The 14,880-nt window shown below is 60.9% G+C and carries 12 protein-coding genes and 1 tRNA gene; 8 read left to right on the top strand and 5 right to left on the bottom strand.

Going from position 1 to position 14,880, the window contains the following annotated elements; genetic code table 11:
• Positions 1 to 3 precede the first annotated feature (3 nt).
• Together ACR0DA_RS11265 and ACR0DA_RS11260 are read left to right on the top strand one after the other, a co-directional pair.
• Positions 4 to 912 carry a c-type cytochrome gene (locus ACR0DA_RS11265; protein WP_480754049.1) on the top strand — a complete coding sequence of 303 codons (909 nt, stop codon included), beginning with the start codon at positions 4 to 6 and terminating at the stop codon, positions 910 to 912.
• Positions 913 to 1,113: 201 nt separating this feature from the next.
• Positions 1,114 to 1,842 (top strand): hypothetical protein, encoded by a 729-nt coding sequence (locus ACR0DA_RS11260; protein ID WP_480754047.1) that lies wholly within the window; start codon positions 1,114 to 1,116, stop codon positions 1,840 to 1,842.
• A gap of 61 nt (positions 1,843 to 1,903) precedes the next feature.
• On the opposite strand, the gene ACR0DA_RS11255 is transcribed toward ACR0DA_RS11260, so the two are convergent.
• The gene (locus tag ACR0DA_RS11255) at positions 1,904 to 2,560 is read right to left on the bottom strand and encodes a response regulator (protein ID WP_093963999.1); all 657 of its coding nucleotides are present in this window, start codon (positions 2,558 to 2,560) and stop codon (positions 1,904 to 1,906) included.
• Positions 2,557 to 3,882, bottom strand: coding sequence for a sensor histidine kinase (locus ACR0DA_RS11250; RefSeq protein ID WP_480754045.1), 1,326 nt, complete (start codon positions 3,880 to 3,882; stop codon positions 2,557 to 2,559). Before ACR0DA_RS11250 ends, ACR0DA_RS11255 begins: the two co-directional genes overlap by 4 nt.
• A 317-nt stretch (positions 3,883 to 4,199) precedes the next feature.
• On the opposite strand from ACR0DA_RS11250, the gene ACR0DA_RS11245 reads away from it, so the two are divergent.
• Together ACR0DA_RS11245 and ACR0DA_RS11240 are read left to right on the top strand one after the other, a co-directional pair.
• A complete protein-coding gene (locus tag ACR0DA_RS11245) occupies positions 4,200 to 5,489 on the top strand; it encodes a M16 family metallopeptidase (protein WP_480754044.1) in 1,290 nt (429 codons plus the stop codon).
• A gap of 1 nt (position 5,490) precedes the next feature.
• Complete coding sequence (locus tag ACR0DA_RS11240) at positions 5,491 to 6,876, top strand: peptidase M16 family protein (RefSeq protein WP_480754043.1); 1,386 nt, start codon at positions 5,491 to 5,493, stop codon at positions 6,874 to 6,876.
• 586 nt (positions 6,877 to 7,462) lie between these two features.
• On the opposite strand, the gene ACR0DA_RS11235 is transcribed toward ACR0DA_RS11240, so the two are convergent.
• Positions 7,463 to 7,539, bottom strand: a tRNA-Arg gene (locus ACR0DA_RS11235).
• A gap of 114 nt (positions 7,540 to 7,653) precedes the next feature.
• Between ACR0DA_RS11235 and ACR0DA_RS11230 the strand changes: the two genes are divergently transcribed.
• Positions 7,654 to 8,679 (top strand): LacI family DNA-binding transcriptional regulator, encoded by a 1,026-nt coding sequence (locus ACR0DA_RS11230; RefSeq protein ID WP_170342776.1) that lies wholly within the window; start codon positions 7,654 to 7,656, stop codon positions 8,677 to 8,679.
• Complete coding sequence (locus ACR0DA_RS11225) at positions 8,654 to 9,898, top strand: winged helix-turn-helix domain-containing protein (protein WP_480754040.1); 1,245 nt, start codon at positions 8,654 to 8,656, stop codon at positions 9,896 to 9,898. The genes ACR0DA_RS11230 and ACR0DA_RS11225 overlap by 26 nt, the downstream gene beginning before the upstream one ends.
• A 26-nt stretch (positions 9,899 to 9,924) precedes the next feature.
• On the opposite strand, the gene ACR0DA_RS11220 is transcribed toward ACR0DA_RS11225, so the two are convergent.
• On the bottom strand, positions 9,925 to 10,623 hold the full coding sequence (locus ACR0DA_RS11220) for a fumarylacetoacetate hydrolase family protein (protein ID WP_480754038.1): 699 nt from the start codon (positions 10,621 to 10,623) through the stop codon (positions 9,925 to 9,927).
• 776 nt (positions 10,624 to 11,399) lie between these two features.
• Between ACR0DA_RS11220 and ACR0DA_RS11215 the strand changes: the two genes are divergently transcribed.
• Together ACR0DA_RS11215 and ACR0DA_RS11210 are read left to right on the top strand one after the other, a co-directional pair.
• Positions 11,400 to 12,833, top strand: coding sequence for a pyridoxal phosphate-dependent decarboxylase family protein (locus ACR0DA_RS11215; RefSeq protein WP_480754036.1), 1,434 nt, complete (start codon positions 11,400 to 11,402; stop codon positions 12,831 to 12,833).
• A complete protein-coding gene (locus ACR0DA_RS11210) occupies positions 12,833 to 13,600 on the top strand; it encodes an HpcH/HpaI aldolase family protein (protein ID WP_170529542.1) in 768 nt (255 codons plus the stop codon). Before ACR0DA_RS11215 ends, ACR0DA_RS11210 begins: the two co-directional genes overlap by 1 nt.
• A 7-nt stretch (positions 13,601 to 13,607) precedes the next feature.
• On the opposite strand, the gene ACR0DA_RS11205 is transcribed toward ACR0DA_RS11210, so the two are convergent.
• Complete coding sequence (locus ACR0DA_RS11205) at positions 13,608 to 14,750, bottom strand: DUF3095 domain-containing protein (protein ID WP_480754034.1); 1,143 nt, start codon at positions 14,748 to 14,750, stop codon at positions 13,608 to 13,610.
• Positions 14,751 to 14,880: the final 130 nt, after the last annotated feature.

Genomic DNA, 14,880 nt, shown 5'->3' with positions numbered 1-14,880 from the left:
ACGGTGCGGCGGCTTCTGTCGATTGCCGCGGGCGTCGCGGTCGTGGCCGGGCTGACCGGTCTGGTTCTGACCCGACCGCAACACGTCGATCCGGCCGAGTTGGACGGTATTGCCCCTGATCTTGTCAGGGGCGAGACCGTGTTCTTTGCGGCCGGATGCGCCTCGTGCCATTCAGCGCCGAACTCCGAGGGTGAGGAAAAGCTGGTGCTGGCGGGCGGACGCCGGTTCGAGACAGATTTTGGTACGTTCATAGCTCCGAACATATCCAGCGACCCAGAAGCCGGGATTGGGTCATGGTCGGCGCTGGAACTGGCAGATGCCCTGATCTACGGAACCGGGCCGGACGGGCAACACTATTACCCGGCCTTCCCTTACACGACCTATACGAACATGACGCCGGAGGATGTCGTGTCGCTGCGCGCATTCCTCGGCACCCTGCCGGCCGCCTCGCAGGAAAGCAGAGCGCACGAGATCGGTTTCCCCTTCAACATCCGGCGAAGCTTGGGCGGCTGGAAGCTTCTCTACCTTGAACCAGGGTGGGTGGTTGACGGTGATCTCGATGCGCAGCAGCAGCGCGGGCGCTACCTGGTCGAAGCCTTGGGCCATTGCGCCGAGTGCCACACACCCAGAGATGGTCTTGGCGGCATGAACCGGGATCAATGGCTGGCGGGTGCGCCAAATCCCAGCGGAAAAGGGCGCATTCCCGGCCTGACCACCAACCACCTGGATTGGTCCGAAGCCGACATCGCCGAATACCTGAAGTCCGGTTTCACTCCGGACTACGACAGTGCCGGCGGAGAGATGGCCGAGGTCATCGAGAACACTTCCCGTCTGTCCGATGAGGACCGGTTGGCGATTGCCGCATATCTCAAGGTTGTTCCGGTACCGGCCAACGACGCGACAACAGACTGAGCCGACGCCCACATCCCCCGGCAACCTACGAGCCTTGGCGGTTCGCCAGTCGACGTGATCTTGGCACCTTGTGCCTTTTCGCTTCCCCCTTCGGACGTTTGGTTGGAAATTCGTCAGACCTAAGCCCGATGTGGACGGATCCAACCCGCTTTAGCCTGCCTTCGACAACCAGACATTTGTCGAACAGCAAAGGAGGCTGAAATGATTGCGAACCGGAAACTGGGACAACTTCTCAGCACTGTGGCACTGGCGACGTTGATTTCGGCGGCGCCATACACTCCCAAGTTCAGCACCGAGGGCGGCTTACAGCTTGAGCCCGCTTACGCGTTTGCCAAAAGCGGCAAAGGCAAAAGTGGCAGCGGTCGGGACGACGATGATGACGATGACGATCGGGACGATGATGACGACGACCGGGATGACGACGACGATGATGATCGGGATGATGAAGACGACGATGACGACGATCGGTCAAGTCGCAGCGGCAGCAAAAAGGGATCTTCGCAATCCGGAAGCACCGCGACCGGGTCGGCCGGCATAACCAAGGTCGAGACAACTGCAAACGGGATCGAAGTTCGCTATGCCGACGGAACGAAGGAAGAAATCGAAAACGGCAGATACAAGAGAAAGAATGCTCAGAATCGGACCGTTGAGGAACGGCCAGCCACAGGAGCCGATATCTCGAGGCTTCGTTCTCTGGCGAACGGTATTTCGATCAAGAATGTAAGCGCATCCGGGCAAGGTGGTACGGCCGGAAGCCGCCCCACGAAGATCGAACGTCAGGGCAACAACATCGAAGTCAACTACGCCAACGGCTGGAAAGAAGAGATCGAGTTCGGGCGCTACGAGCTGAAAGACCCCTTCAACCGGACCGTTGTGGAAAGAACCGCCACGGCCGCGGACATCCGGAGGCTGCAATCGGTCGCGAACTAACGAACAGCGCCATTTTGCCGGACGGCCTCTCGGTCAGAGAGGCCGTTTCGGCGTTCACGGGCTATGCGGGCTTGTTTTTCTTGCCCCACGCGTCGTGCGCGATAAGCGCGGCCTCGACCCGGTTCCGCGCGTGCAGCTTGGACAGGATCGCCGTCATATAGTGTTTCACGGTCTTTTCCTGAAGATCCAGTTCCACGGCGATCTCGCGATTGCTCAAACCCTTGGCCACGCGCCTGAGTATCTCCTCTTCGCGATGCGTGAGATCATCCAGGACATCGCTGCTGTTCGCAGGGCTTGCGTCGTTGTTGATCTGAAGCAGTACCCGCGAAGCCAGCCCCGGCGAAACGAACCCCTCCCCCGCGGCGATGCTGCGCAGGGAGGCGGTCAGTTCGCTCGCGGTTACGCCTTTGACAATATACCCAATCGCTCCGGCCTCTAGTGCATCGGCAACATCGCTGCTGTTCTCCGAAACCGTCAGAATCGCGATGCAGGGCGGTTTTTCCATTGCGGCGATCCGGCGTGTCGCGTTGATCCCACCGCCGGGCATCGAGAGATCGAGAATTGCGATGTCGGGCTGGTGCTGAGCGACAAGCGCAACCGCTTCGTCGGCGCTGGATCCGGCCGCGAGAACTTCGAACCCTTCTGCCTCATCCAAGGTCCGCCGCAGCCCATCCCGGAAAATCGGATGATCATCTGCTATGACAAGTGTCTTGGTCATGGTGAGCTCGTTTTGTTGGGAAACAGGGTCATTTCGACGGTGGTGCCCTGACCGGGACTGGACGAGACCTGAAACCTGCCGCCGATGCTTTCGACCCGATCGCGCAGCCCCAGCAGCCCCTGGCCGCCATCATCGCGCAGAACAGTACCGTCCAAAGGATCAAAGCCGGGTCCATCGTCCTTGACTTGAATGACAATGCAATCGTCGCGAACATGGCAGGTGACGCTGCAGCGGGACTGCGGGGCATATCGCGCGGTATTCGAGAGTGTTTCCTGAAGAAAGCGGAAAACGCACAGTTTGTCAGACACCGACAAATTCGGCATGTCACTGCCATGAAACGAGATTTCAGGCCGCAACGGGCTGTGCTCCGCGTGGTCCTCGACCGCTCTTTTCACGACATCAATCAAGGTCAGGTTGTCGATATCGGGTGCGGACAGCCCCCGGGACAGCGCGCGGATTTCGGTCAAGGACTTCTGCAGCGACTGCTGGATTTCCTCGGCCTCCTTCGGTTTTGGGGATTTGTCCGAAAACGCGGCCTCCAACCGAAGGGCGGCAAGTGAAAGGTACTGCGCCGGGCCGTCATGAAGTTCGGCGCCGAGTTTCTTCAGAAACCGGTCCGTCTGCGCGGCATACCGCCCCGAGGCCTCGACCACCCGCGACCGCAGCATCGCATTCTGCGCCGCCATCCTTTCGCTTTCCGCCAGCCGTTTCTTCAATAGCCTCGCCTGCCGCCGGATGGTGTTGTCCCCGATCACAACGATGCAAAAAAGGACAACCGTGCTTGCCAGAAAGGCGGAACCGACCACCAACCAGCTTGTGCGCCTGGCTTTTGCCAGATCCATCTCCAATTGATCGGCCCTTTCATAGAACTCGGCCACGGCAATGATTTCACCGGACCACAGTTCACGAATGGGGCTGTAGACCTCGAGCAGCGGTATCCCCAAGGCCGCTTCGGCAGCGCTTTCATCGTGATCCAGTTCCTCGAACGAGCCCGAGATTTCGCCGATCCAGGCGCGCTGAAGGTCACCCGTCGGCTCGAAACGGTTACCGATGATGCTTGTGTCCGAGGCGTGTACGACCACACCACCCTGCTTCCAGAACTTGTATGATACGATACGATCGCGCATCGGCTGGGTCATGAATATCTCGTCCAGCGCCCGCCTCGCCTGTTCGGACAGGCGGTCACCCAAAGCCAGTTCCTGGCTGAGAGGTGAGACGATGCTTTCCATATACAGCGCCGCCGAATTGGCCGAGTTCTGCACAACCGCGTTCTGGATTCGATTTGAAACCCATACACCGACGATCGCGGTTGCAGATCCCATCACAAGGATGCTTGCCGCAAGAAAAACTCGCGACAACGACCAATTCCCAATCGTCAGCTCAGCAACTTTCGTCCTCATCTTGGCCCCGACTATGACCCACAATCAAAAATCGCACCACAGACCTTGGTCTGACGTGATCCAGATGTTTGCCTCAGCAAGCCCCGCCCGCAGCCTCAGAAACACACCCCGATTTGCAATGCCTTTTTCGACTTGAAAAACACCCCGCGCCCCGCAAGCATTGACACAACCGTTACCCCTATGGTTGAGCGTCGACCGACCGACGTTTCAGCGAAAATCTAATAGTTCAAAGGTTTTTGATGCGCGCCGCCGTATTTTTCTTGTCGATCGTCTTTTTGGTTTTTTCCGGATCCGCTCAGGCTCAGAGCATCATTCCACTTGCCCAGAAGGGCGGGCTGCACGCGGCATATGTGGTTCCAGTGGACGACTTCGACCGCGTGGATGTTCAGTTGATTGTTCTTTCGGGGTCGTATGACGACCCGGACCCGTCCGGCACAGCCCATCTGACCGAGCATCTCGCCGCGTTCTCGGCCGACGCCACCATTCTCAGAAAACCGCGTGAACGCGACATCTACGCCACCACGCACAATGTCGCGACCGTGTACACGAATTCCGGGCTGCCATCCGAGGCGGAGATGTTGTTGCGGCTTTCCCGGGCCGTTCTGGACACGCCATCCGTATCCAGGCAATTTGCGGAGAGCGAAGTCGCTATCGTCCAGCGGGAAACCTTGCTGCGTGAACGGCAATATCCGTTTCGCTGGCTCAGCCGAATGGCACTTCAAAACCTCTACGGCACCTTGCGCGGCCGGGCAGACAACACCGTCGAGGATCTGCCCAAGCTGAGCCTCGAGAAGGCCTATCAGTTTCACAAGGAACACTATGTGCCGTCCAACGTGACGTTGATTGTCTCCGGAAACATTGAACCAGCCCGGGCCGAAGAACTGGTGGCGCGGGTGTTTGGCGATACCGAACCATCTGACGCTCCGAAAAAACCGTGGTTGGATCAAAAGCCGGATCCCGAGAAACAGTCCGTCGTGCGCCTGCAGTCGGATCGGTTGCAACGCGACACCGTGCTGTTCGCAAAATTCGTGGAATTCGAAGACCGCTCCACGAGCATCGACATGCAAGGCGCGTTCTTCATCGCAAGCGGGATCCTGAACGAACGGATCGCCAAGGTTCTACGCCACAAGGACACGCGGATACTCAACCATGGCGTCAACTGGTATTTTGCGAAGAATGCCGATGTTGAACTGGTGATCGACCTGCAACTCATGCCCGGCTTCAGCGTGGATGAAGCCAAGGATCGGCTGACCGAAACCTTGGCTGGCTTGCTGGACGAGCCGATCAGCAAATACGAAATTCATGAGCTCCGTCAAAAGGAGGTGGTCTGGTCCCAGAACATGGCCCGCCGTCCTTCGGCCTTTCTGTGGTTTCTGCAGAACGTCGCCGCGGACGGATTCCCGCCCATCAGCCCGTCGGTCTTTGCCGAAACACTGAGCAACACCACAGATCAGGAAGTTATCGATTTTGCGGAAAAAGTCTTGCAGCCCTCCGCGACATCTTTCGTTCTTGCGGAGAAAGCTGACTGACATGAGCGTTATCAAGGGCCGGCTTCTCACAGTTCTCTTTGTTGCGCTTACCTTGCTGCAAGGTGAGCGGGCACAGGCAGAATTGATTGCGACTGCAGGCGAAACGAAACTGGTCGAGCTCTCTCCGCTTGAGAACGGCACGTCCGCACTGACCCTGGTGTGGACGATTGACCACCCGACGCTGGACCGCACTGCCGCCATGTCCGCCGCCATTGCTAGCGTTGTGACAGGCGGGACCTCGACCCGCTCATCCTACGAAGTCAGTTCGTTCCTGAAGCTGAAAGGTGTCGAACAGAAAATCGGCAGAAGCGGCAAGAATCTGACGCTCACCGTCTCGGCGCCAAGCGACGTCTTCCCGGAAGTCCTGGTGCACTTCGAGAACGTATTGCTCGAACCCCGATACACACCAGACTGGTACGCACGAGAGCTTGAGGCGTTTCGCCCAGTTATCTCGACCAGAACCAGACAGCCGTCGGATGTGTTGAACGAGATTACCAATTTTCTGGAATTCGACCCTGCCGCCACGGACGAAGAAGCACTTGAGCCCGACTTTCAGTTCGGGCGACCAGATCAGGTCGTCCTCAGGTCAAAGGACGAAGAGGTAATGCGCCGAACCGTCCGATTGATCAATTCGCTGCCGGGCGCGCGGTTCCGGCTGGGGCGCGCCCTGAGCAAATGGGCCGAAGGGTGGAGGGGCGCGAACGGGGCGCCCTTTGCCCTGCCCAAAGGTATCGTGCATCTCGCCGACCCCGACGCATCCGAAATGTTGATCCTGCTTGCCAATGCAAAGGCGTTTTCGAACGCACAGGACCAGCTTGGCTCGAACCTTCTTGTTGACTACATCGGCGCCAATCAGGGCTCGGAGATGTTTCGGGTCATCCGCCAGTCCATGCGTGCATCTTACGATCCACGTTCGGACTTTGTGGTCGTGGGCAAGAACAAGGCCGTGATCGCGCTGAGCGCGACCGTCGAAGCCAGCGCATGGCCCGAGGTCCACGGCAAGATCATGGAAATCTATCAGGGCGTCCGCGACGGGGGCGTTGTCCCGGAAAGTCTGGAAATCCAGAAGGATCGGTTGGACCGCACCTACTATCACAGATTCTTCACAGACCCTGACTGGGGCGCGCGCCAGTTTCTGGACGAACATCCCGACGGCGTAGAAGGCGAAATCACCCTTCCACTGTTTGAGGCATTCCGGACAGTCTCGACCGAAGAGACGATTGAGAACGCCGATACGCTGTTGCCCCCGATTGAAGAGTTCCTCGTGATCTTGATCGGAGGAGGTGTTTCCCCGTCGGCCGACATGCGGTCGGACGGGTACTGTGCCCTGCCCAAAGGCGCACCGATCAGGGATTGCCTTAACAAGCTGTCAAACGCGGAATACTGACTGTCCGCGGGCCATTGCTGCGGTGCTTCAAAGACCAGATGATCCCCGCGATACATCGTCTCGAAGGTACCGCGGGATTGACCCTTTGGGATTGTCTGCCGGTCACGTAAGCTTGGACTTGCCCGTCGCGCAGCAAGGAGAACGCAATGCGTGTTCTTGAGATACTATCTTTGGTTGGCCTGTGTTTGGTGTTGGTATCGCCACTTCCCGGAAGTGCGGCCCCAACGGCAGCAGAGTGCAATAGCGCGGGAGGAAAAACAGTCACGATCAAGGGAAAGACCGCTTGCGCGTTCGCGGGCGGAGCATGCCCAGAGGGGTGGCGCTCATACGATTCCTACCGAAAATGGCAGCCGAAAACCTGCGGTGGCGCGCAATGCACGGGGAAGACCAAGTGTACGACGAGCCGAGGCTGGTTCAAAACCGCACCAGAATGCAGATTTGAGAGAGGCAGAAACTCTCAGGGCGACTGCACCAAAAGAAGTGTATGCACGGCAAACAGGATCGCCAGAACTGCTTGTACGAAGTAAGCGCGCTATCGCGGTTGAGCGGTGAAACCGAACCCGAAACCCGACCAGCGCTGAGTTGCTGGCGACCCCGGCAGGATTCGAACCTGCAACCTGCCCCTTAGGAGGGGGCTGCTCTATCCAGTTGAGCCACGGGGCCGCGCGGCGCCTTCTGTAGCTGGGTTTTTTCAGCTTGTCATGACCTTTGCACAACAGTTGAACAGATTGCCCTGTTCGCGCTAGCATCAGGGAAACAACAATGCAGGTATCCCCGGTGACAACAGAAACGAAACGCCCGCTTACCCTCCGTGATGTCTCAGAAGCGTCCGGTGTGTCGGAAATGACGGTCAGCCGGGTCCTGCGCAATCGGGGCGATGTGTCGGACGCGACCCGCACCCGGGTTCTGGCCGCCGCGAAAGAGCTGGGATACGTGCCCAACAAGATCGCTGGGGCACTGGCCTCAAGCCGGGTTAACCTGGTGGCTGTGATCATCCCGTCGCTGTCGAACATGGTCTTCCCCGAGGTGCTGACCGGCATCAACCAGGTGCTTGAGGATACCGAGCTGCAGCCCGTGGTCGGCGTCACCGACTATCTGCCGGAAAAAGAGGAAAAGGTCCTGTACGAGATGCTGTCGTGGCGGCCTTCCGGCGTGATCATCGCCGGGCTGGAACACACCGAGGCCGCGCGGGCCATGCTGGATTCGGCGGGCATTCCGGTGGTCGAGATAATGGATACGGACGGCAAGCCTGTGGACGCGATGGTGGGCATTTCGCACCGCCGGGCCGGGCGCGAGATGGCGCAAGCAATCCTGAAGGCCGGGTATCAGCATATCGGCTTCATGGGCACCAAGATGCCGCTGGACCACCGCGCGCGCAAACGGTTCGAGGGCTTCACCGAAGTTTTAGGCAAGCACGGGATCGAGATCGAGGACCGAGAGTTCTATTCCGGCGGTTCGGCCCTGGCCAAGGGGCGCGAGATGACCAAAGCCATGCTAGAACGCTCCCCAGAGTTGGATTTCCTGTATTATTCCAACGACATGATCGGCGCGGGCGGGCTGCTGTACCTGCTTGAGCAGGGTATCGACGTGCCCGGACAGATCGGCCTTGCGGGATTCAACAACGTCGAACTGCTGCAGGGTCTGCCGCGCAAGCTGGCCACCATGGACGCCTGCCGGCTTGAAATCGGTCGCAAGGCGGCGGAAATCATCGCCGCCCAACTGGCCGACCCGAATACCGAGATCGAAACACGCATAACCTTGACCCCCAAGATCAGCTATGGCGACACGCTCAAGCGGCGCTGAACGGGGCAAGCTGCAACAACTCGACAATCGAACCGCCCGTGCGTTGTTCATGGACCGTCACGCGCTGGCGGAACAGCCCGCAGGTCCGGCCAAAGGGCCCGATCTGCTGCATCTGATCCACCGGCTGGGTTTCGTGCAGCTCGACAGCATCAACACCGTGGCGCGCGCCCATGACATGATCCTGTTCTCGCGCCGCCCGTCCTATCGGCCGAACGACCTCAAACGCCTGTACGAGCGCGACCGCGGCCTGTTCGAACACTGGACCCACGACGCCGCGGTGATCCCGATGGCGTTCTACCCGCATTGGCATCTGCGCTTCCAGCGCGACGCCGAGATGCTGCGGGCCCGCTGGCGCAACTGGCGGCGCGACGGGTTCGAACAGCAGTTCGAAACCGTGCTGCGGCACATCCGCGACCACGGCCCGGTGTGCTCGGCCGATCTGGGGCAGGATGAGAAAAAGGGCTCGGGCGGGTGGTGGGATTGGCATCCCTCGAAAACGGCACTGGAATACCTTTGGCGCTCGGGCGCGCTGACGGTGGTAGGGCGCCGAGGGTTTCAAAAGCAATACGACCTGACCGAGCGCGTGATCGATACCCATCTGTGCCCCGGCGTGATGGAGTGCGACCATCAGGCGACGGTGGACTGGCTGTGCAACGCGGCGATCGACCGGCTGGGCTTTGCCACCTCGGGCGAACTGGCCGCCTTTTGGGACACGGTCACCGCCGCCGAGGCGAAAGAGTGGTGCAAACAGGCTCTGACACAGGGTGATCTGCAGGAAATCGAGGTAGAATGTGCCGATGGTCGATTGCGTCGCGTGTTTGCGCGACCCGGACTGGCGGACCAGGCTGCCGACCCTGCCCCCGCGCCGGGGCGGATCCGTGTGCTCAGCCCGTTCGACCCTATGCTGCGCGACCGCAACCGCGCCCAGCGCCTGTTCGGCTTCCACTATCGGATCGAGGTCTTCGTGCCCGAGGCCAAGCGGACCTATGGCTATTACGTCTTTCCGCTGCTCGAAAAAGACCGTCTGATCGGACGGATCGACATGAAGGCCCATCGCGACGAAGGCATCTTGCGGGTCCGCGCCCTCTGGCCCGAGCGCGGGGTCAGATGGTCGGACGCCCGCACGCGGCGGCTCGAGGCCGAGTTGGACCGGGTACGCCGTTTTGCCGGGCTGGATCGGGTCGCCTTTGACGCAGACTGGCTGCGCGCGCCGGTCTGAGTGGCCAAAAAATCCCCATCTAGGGTCTATTCCGCCGGTCCGAAGGTCAGGCGGATGGGCGCCAACCCGTCGATGCCGCCGGTCAGCACATCGCCGGCCAAAACCGGGCCGACACCGGCGGGCGTTCCGGTCAGGATCAGGTCGCCGGGCCGCAGGTGATAGAACCGGGACAGGTGCATGACGATCTCGTCGATCTTCCAGATCAGTTCGGACAGGGTGGCGTCCTGCCGGACCTCACCGTTCACGCTCAGATGGATGCGGATGTCATCGGTCGGCGCCCAATCGGCGGCGCGGGTCAGCGGCGCGAACACCGCGCCATTTTCCACATCCTTGCCCAGATCCCAGGGGCGCTGCTTGTTGCGCTCGCGGATCTGCAGGTCGCGCCGGGTCATGTCCAATGCGCAGCAATATCCGAACACGGCATCCCAAGCCTGCTGCGACGTCGCCTGGAACACCGGGCGACCGATGGCCAAGGCCAGTTCCATTTCGTGGTGATAATTCTCGGTGCCCGGCGGGTAAGGCACGGTCTGCCCGGTCAGAATGGCGTTCTGCGGGGACTTGGTGAAATAGAACGGCGCCTCGCGGTCGACCTCATTTCCCATCTCGGCCGCATGGGCGGCATAGTTCCGACCCACGCAGAAGATGCGCCCCACCGGATAGGTGTTGGCCTCTCCAACTACTGGTATCTGCACCACATCCGGCAGGGAAAACAGAGATTTGGCCATGTTGCATCCTTTCCTTCACATTGCCGCGCAGACTAAACGAGACACACCGCCGTTCAACCCGGCAAACACGCCGATTATTGCCGGCCCATCTGGACGTTTCGGCGCGAAGTTGCCAAGGCTGCGGACCCGGGCGCAAACCAGTTTCATCCGCACAGACTATCCGTCTTTATTCTAGGGAAACTTGGGACCGCCCTGTCTAATAAACCGCACAGGCCGCGCATCATGAACGGACATATCGGGCAGATATTCGAAGGCAGCGCAACAGACCTACGGGCCGCGTCACCTTATTGCGACTTGGTTTCGCGGTCAGGTGCGCTAGATCTTCGATCAGACGGTCGGCGCGCACAGCCAACCAAACGTGGTGCATCAGCGTGCCACCGTCGCGAATACCAAGGAAATATTACGGTTTCGGAGAACCGCCGCTCTGGCCTCATCCCCCTGGGTGCTTGGACTGCGCTGTCGGGGTGCAATTTGGGCACCTCACATTCTCCGATTCAGGGCCGGAGCCCTTCAACACAGGGATTCTTCGGCCCCGGGCCAGGCAAATAACTTCAGACACCGTCTGGCCACCCCGCCGGAGTCGACCCCTAGTTTCTCCGGCGGGGTTCTCCAATCCGCACAGCCGGTGCGATTTTCTTTATTAGAGCCTGAGTTTGGCCCGAACGGCCGCCACGGTCCCACCTCACAGCGCCATCGTCATCCGGAATTTGATTGACCTGCCCGCCTGCATCGCCATCACTTGCCCGCGAAAGATGCGAAGGCGGAAGGCAAGGCAGATGAGATGGGATGAATTCTCGGAATGGGGCAAACGCATTTCCGAGTGGACGCAGCATTATCACCAAACCGTCGGCCAGTACCCGGTGCGCGCCCGGACCGAGCCCGGCGAGGTGCTGAACGCGCTTCCCGCGACGGCGCCGGAGCAAGGCGAACCGATAGAAGGGATTTTTCAAGACTTCGAGCGGATCGTGATGCCCAGCATCACCCATTGGCAGCACCCGCGCTTCTTCGCCTATTTCAACTCGAACGCCTCGGCGCCGTCGGTGCTGGCCGAGTTTCTGGCCAGCGCGATCGCGCCGCAATGCATGCTGTGGCAGACCTCGCCCGCGGCGACCGAGATGGAAACCCGGATGATGGACTGGCTGCGGCAGGCGCTGGACCTGCCCGAAGGCTTTGCAGGGGTGATCCAGGATTCAGCCTCGTCGGCCACGCTGGCCGCCGTTCTGACCATGCGGGAAAAGGCGCTGAACTGGCAGGGCAACCGTCAGGGCCTGTTTGGGCAGACACCCTTGCGCGTCTATTGCTCGTCCGAGGTGCACACATCAATCGACCGCGCCATCTGGGTGGCCGGGATCGGGCAGGACAACCTGGTGCGCGTCCCGATCAAGGGTGACTGGCGCGGCATGGACCCCGTGGCGCTCGAGGCCGCGATCCGGGCCGATCTGGATGCCGGCCTTCACCCTGCGGGGGTAATCCTGTGCGTCGGCGGCACCGGAACCGGCGCGACTGATCCGGTGGATGCGTGTCTGAACGTCGCGCAGAAATATGGGCTGTACACGCATGTGGATGCGGCCTGGGCCGGGTCGGCGATGATCTGCCCCGAATACCGCCACTATTGGCCGGGGATCGGCCAGGCCGACAGCATCGTTTTCAACCCGCACAAATGGCTGGGGGTTCAGTTCGACTGCTGCGCGCATTTCCTGAAAGACCCCGACGATCTGGTACAGACGCTGGCGATCAGCCCCGAATTCCTCAAAACCCACGGCAAGGACGGGATCATCAACTACTCGGAATGGTCGGTGCCGCTGGGCCGTCGGTTCCGGGCGCTGAAACTGTGGTTCGTGATCCGCGCCTACGGGCTGGAAGGCTTGCGCGCGCGGCTGCGCAACCACGTCAACTGGTCGCGCGACCTGCATGACCGGCTGGCGGCCGAGCCGGATTTCCGGATCGCCACCCCGCCCATGTGGTCCCTGTGGACCTTCCGATATGAGCCACCCGGCGCCGCGGATCTGGACGACCTGAATCTGCGGCTGGTGAACGCCATCAACGATGACGGGCGCATCTATCTGACCCAGACCCGAGTCGATGGCGACATCGTCATCCGCTTTCAGGCTGGCCAGTTCGAAACCACCGAGGAGGATGTCCGGATGGCCTTTGACGTGATCACCCAAATCGCCCGTACCTTGCCCACACCCCCGCAGGAGGATCGCTGATGCCCGCCCCCAAAAACCTCTTCAAACAGGCTCTGATACAGGGCGAAATGCAGATCGGCTGCTGGATGAGCTTTGCCGAAGCCATCACCGCGGAAATCATGGGAACCGCCGGTTTCGACTGGCTGGTGATCGATGGCGAACATGCGCCGAATGACATCCGTTCGATCCGCGATCAGCTGATTGCGCTGGCCAACAGCCCCTCGCACCCGGTGGTGCGGCTGCCCATCGGCGAGACCTGGATGATCAAGACCGTGCTGGACGCCGGCGCCCAGACCATTCTGGTACCGATGGTCGAAAGCGCGGATCAGGCGCGCGAGCTGGTTCGGGCCTGCCAGTACCCGCCCAAAGGTGTGCGGGGTGTCGGGGCCGCCGCAACACGGGCGACAATGTACGGCACCATCCCCGATTACGTGGCCACGGCCGACCCCGAAATCTGTTTGCTGGTTCAGGTGGAAAACCTTGCGGGCATGGCCGCGCTGGACGACATCCTTCAGGTCGAGGGCGTGGATGGCGTTTTCATCGGCCCGGCCGATCTGTCCACCGACATGGGTTACAAAGGCGACAGCACGGTGCCGGAGGTGCGCACCGCCATCGCCGATGCTTTGAAGCGGATCCGGGCGGCAGGCAAGGCGCCGGGTATTCTGGGCACCAATGATGAAGCGGTTCAAGCGTATCGGGACATGGGCGCGCAGTTCCTGGCGGTCGGTATCGACGTCATGCTGCTGGCTCAGGCCGCCCGCGGGCTGGCCGCGAAATGGCGTTCCTGAGGGCGGCTCACCCCTGCATTGCGGCGGCGGCCTGCGCATAGCCGCCCGATGCACCATCGACGAAATGTACGTGATCGTCGCGCGTGGCGGCGGGCACGAAGCAGGTCATCATCGCCTCTTGCTGGGAATGGATGCCATATCTGATTTTGCCGCGTCCGCGCGCATCCTCAAGGGTCCGGGCGATGCGCGACAGGGTCTCGTCGTCGCAATCCAGCGTCATCTTCAACCCGTCATCAAATTTGCGGAAATCCGCATTTCGGCTGACCATGTTCTTGTAGTGGCCCGGCTCGAAGTCGCCCAGTCGCTTGCCCGATTTGAACAGCAGCCAGATCAGCAGGTTCTGCACAAGCAGCGCGGCCTTGCGCACGGCCAGATTGCGCCCAGCGCGCGAAACATGGGCATCCAGTGCAAGCCCCGGAGGTGGCCACTTGATCGGAGGGCCGCCGGCCGGCACGGGATGACCCGCGCGCTCCAGAGCCTCGGATGCGGACAGAACTGATTGCGCCAGATCAGCAAAGTCGCGTTCTGTCGCCTGCGCAGTGGGCTGGATGACAAGTGAAACGATCTGCCCATGCCGCGCAGGGCTGTTGGACCAGCGGCAGGACAGTCCCGTCAGGTCAGGCTTTGCGTCGGACCCGGCGGGCGGAACCTCGTACCGGCCAGCCTTCATCTGCGCCTCGGCCCAGGCCAGTCCGCCACCGGTGAACATGGCGTAATCCACCCCCGAGGACGGCGCATAGCGCGCCACCCGCAAGTCGAGCCCCTCCGCGCGCAGGTCGGACACAGGAACTAAAGCCGCACGCAGCGCGATGCCGAACTCGGTTTCCGCCCAACTGCGCAGCGCGGCCAAGGTGTCGCGCGCCATGTCGGCATCGTCCTTCGGGATGGCAAATCCGGCGCCGTCGCCACCAAATACATAGGGAAAAACTCGCCCGCTCAGCGCGTTGATCATGCCTGAGATCACCGCCGCGCCCACCATGTTCACCGTCTTGTAGCGACCACGCGCGATTTCGCCGGTCGAGTCCACGATATCGGCGACGCCCACGATCCAGTCATCCGGGACCGGGGTGAATTGTTCCGGATCCGACAGCGCAAGAAAGTCGCGTGTAATGGGTACGCGGTCATAGAATCCGATATCGGCGGTCTTCATTGTCCCTCCCGTTTGCTTGCCGCAATGATAGCGTAGTGCGGGGGCGTTTCCCGATACTGCAACATATCACACGCGCTTGTGCATGGCATCGGGACGTGCCAAGCATCCCACCAAGGCGGACGGCAAGGAG

The sequence above is a fragment of the Ruegeria sp. CI8 genome (genome assembly GCF_056536865.1).
The sequence above is the reverse complement of the archived record's forward strand: the minus strand, read 5'-3'. Positions and strand labels throughout refer to the sequence as shown.

Coding starts and splice junctions, on each gene's coding strand:
- ACR0DA_RS11250 (WP_480754045.1), bottom strand. CDS start 3,882: ATGGGATCTGCAACCGCGATCGTCGGTGTATGGGTTTCAAATCGAATC.
- ACR0DA_RS11215 (WP_480754036.1), top strand. CDS start 11,400: ATGAGATGGGATGAATTCTCGGAATGGGGCAAACGCATTTCCGAGTGG.
- ACR0DA_RS11260 (WP_480754047.1), top strand. CDS start 1,114: ATGATTGCGAACCGGAAACTGGGACAACTTCTCAGCACTGTGGCACTG.
- ACR0DA_RS11225 (WP_480754040.1), top strand. CDS start 8,654: ATGGCGACACGCTCAAGCGGCGCTGAACGGGGCAAGCTGCAACAACTC.
- ACR0DA_RS11255 (WP_093963999.1), bottom strand. CDS start 2,560: ATGACCAAGACACTTGTCATAGCAGATGATCATCCGATTTTCCGGGAT.
- ACR0DA_RS11245 (WP_480754044.1), top strand. CDS start 4,200: ATGCGCGCCGCCGTATTTTTCTTGTCGATCGTCTTTTTGGTTTTTTCC.
- ACR0DA_RS11240 (WP_480754043.1), top strand. CDS start 5,491: ATGAGCGTTATCAAGGGCCGGCTTCTCACAGTTCTCTTTGTTGCGCTT.
- ACR0DA_RS11205 (WP_480754034.1), bottom strand. CDS start 14,750: ATGAAGACCGCCGATATCGGATTCTATGACCGCGTACCCATTACACGC.
- ACR0DA_RS11220 (WP_480754038.1), bottom strand. CDS start 10,623: ATGGCCAAATCTCTGTTTTCCCTGCCGGATGTGGTGCAGATACCAGTA.
- ACR0DA_RS11210 (WP_170529542.1), top strand. CDS start 12,833: ATGCCCGCCCCCAAAAACCTCTTCAAACAGGCTCTGATACAGGGCGAA.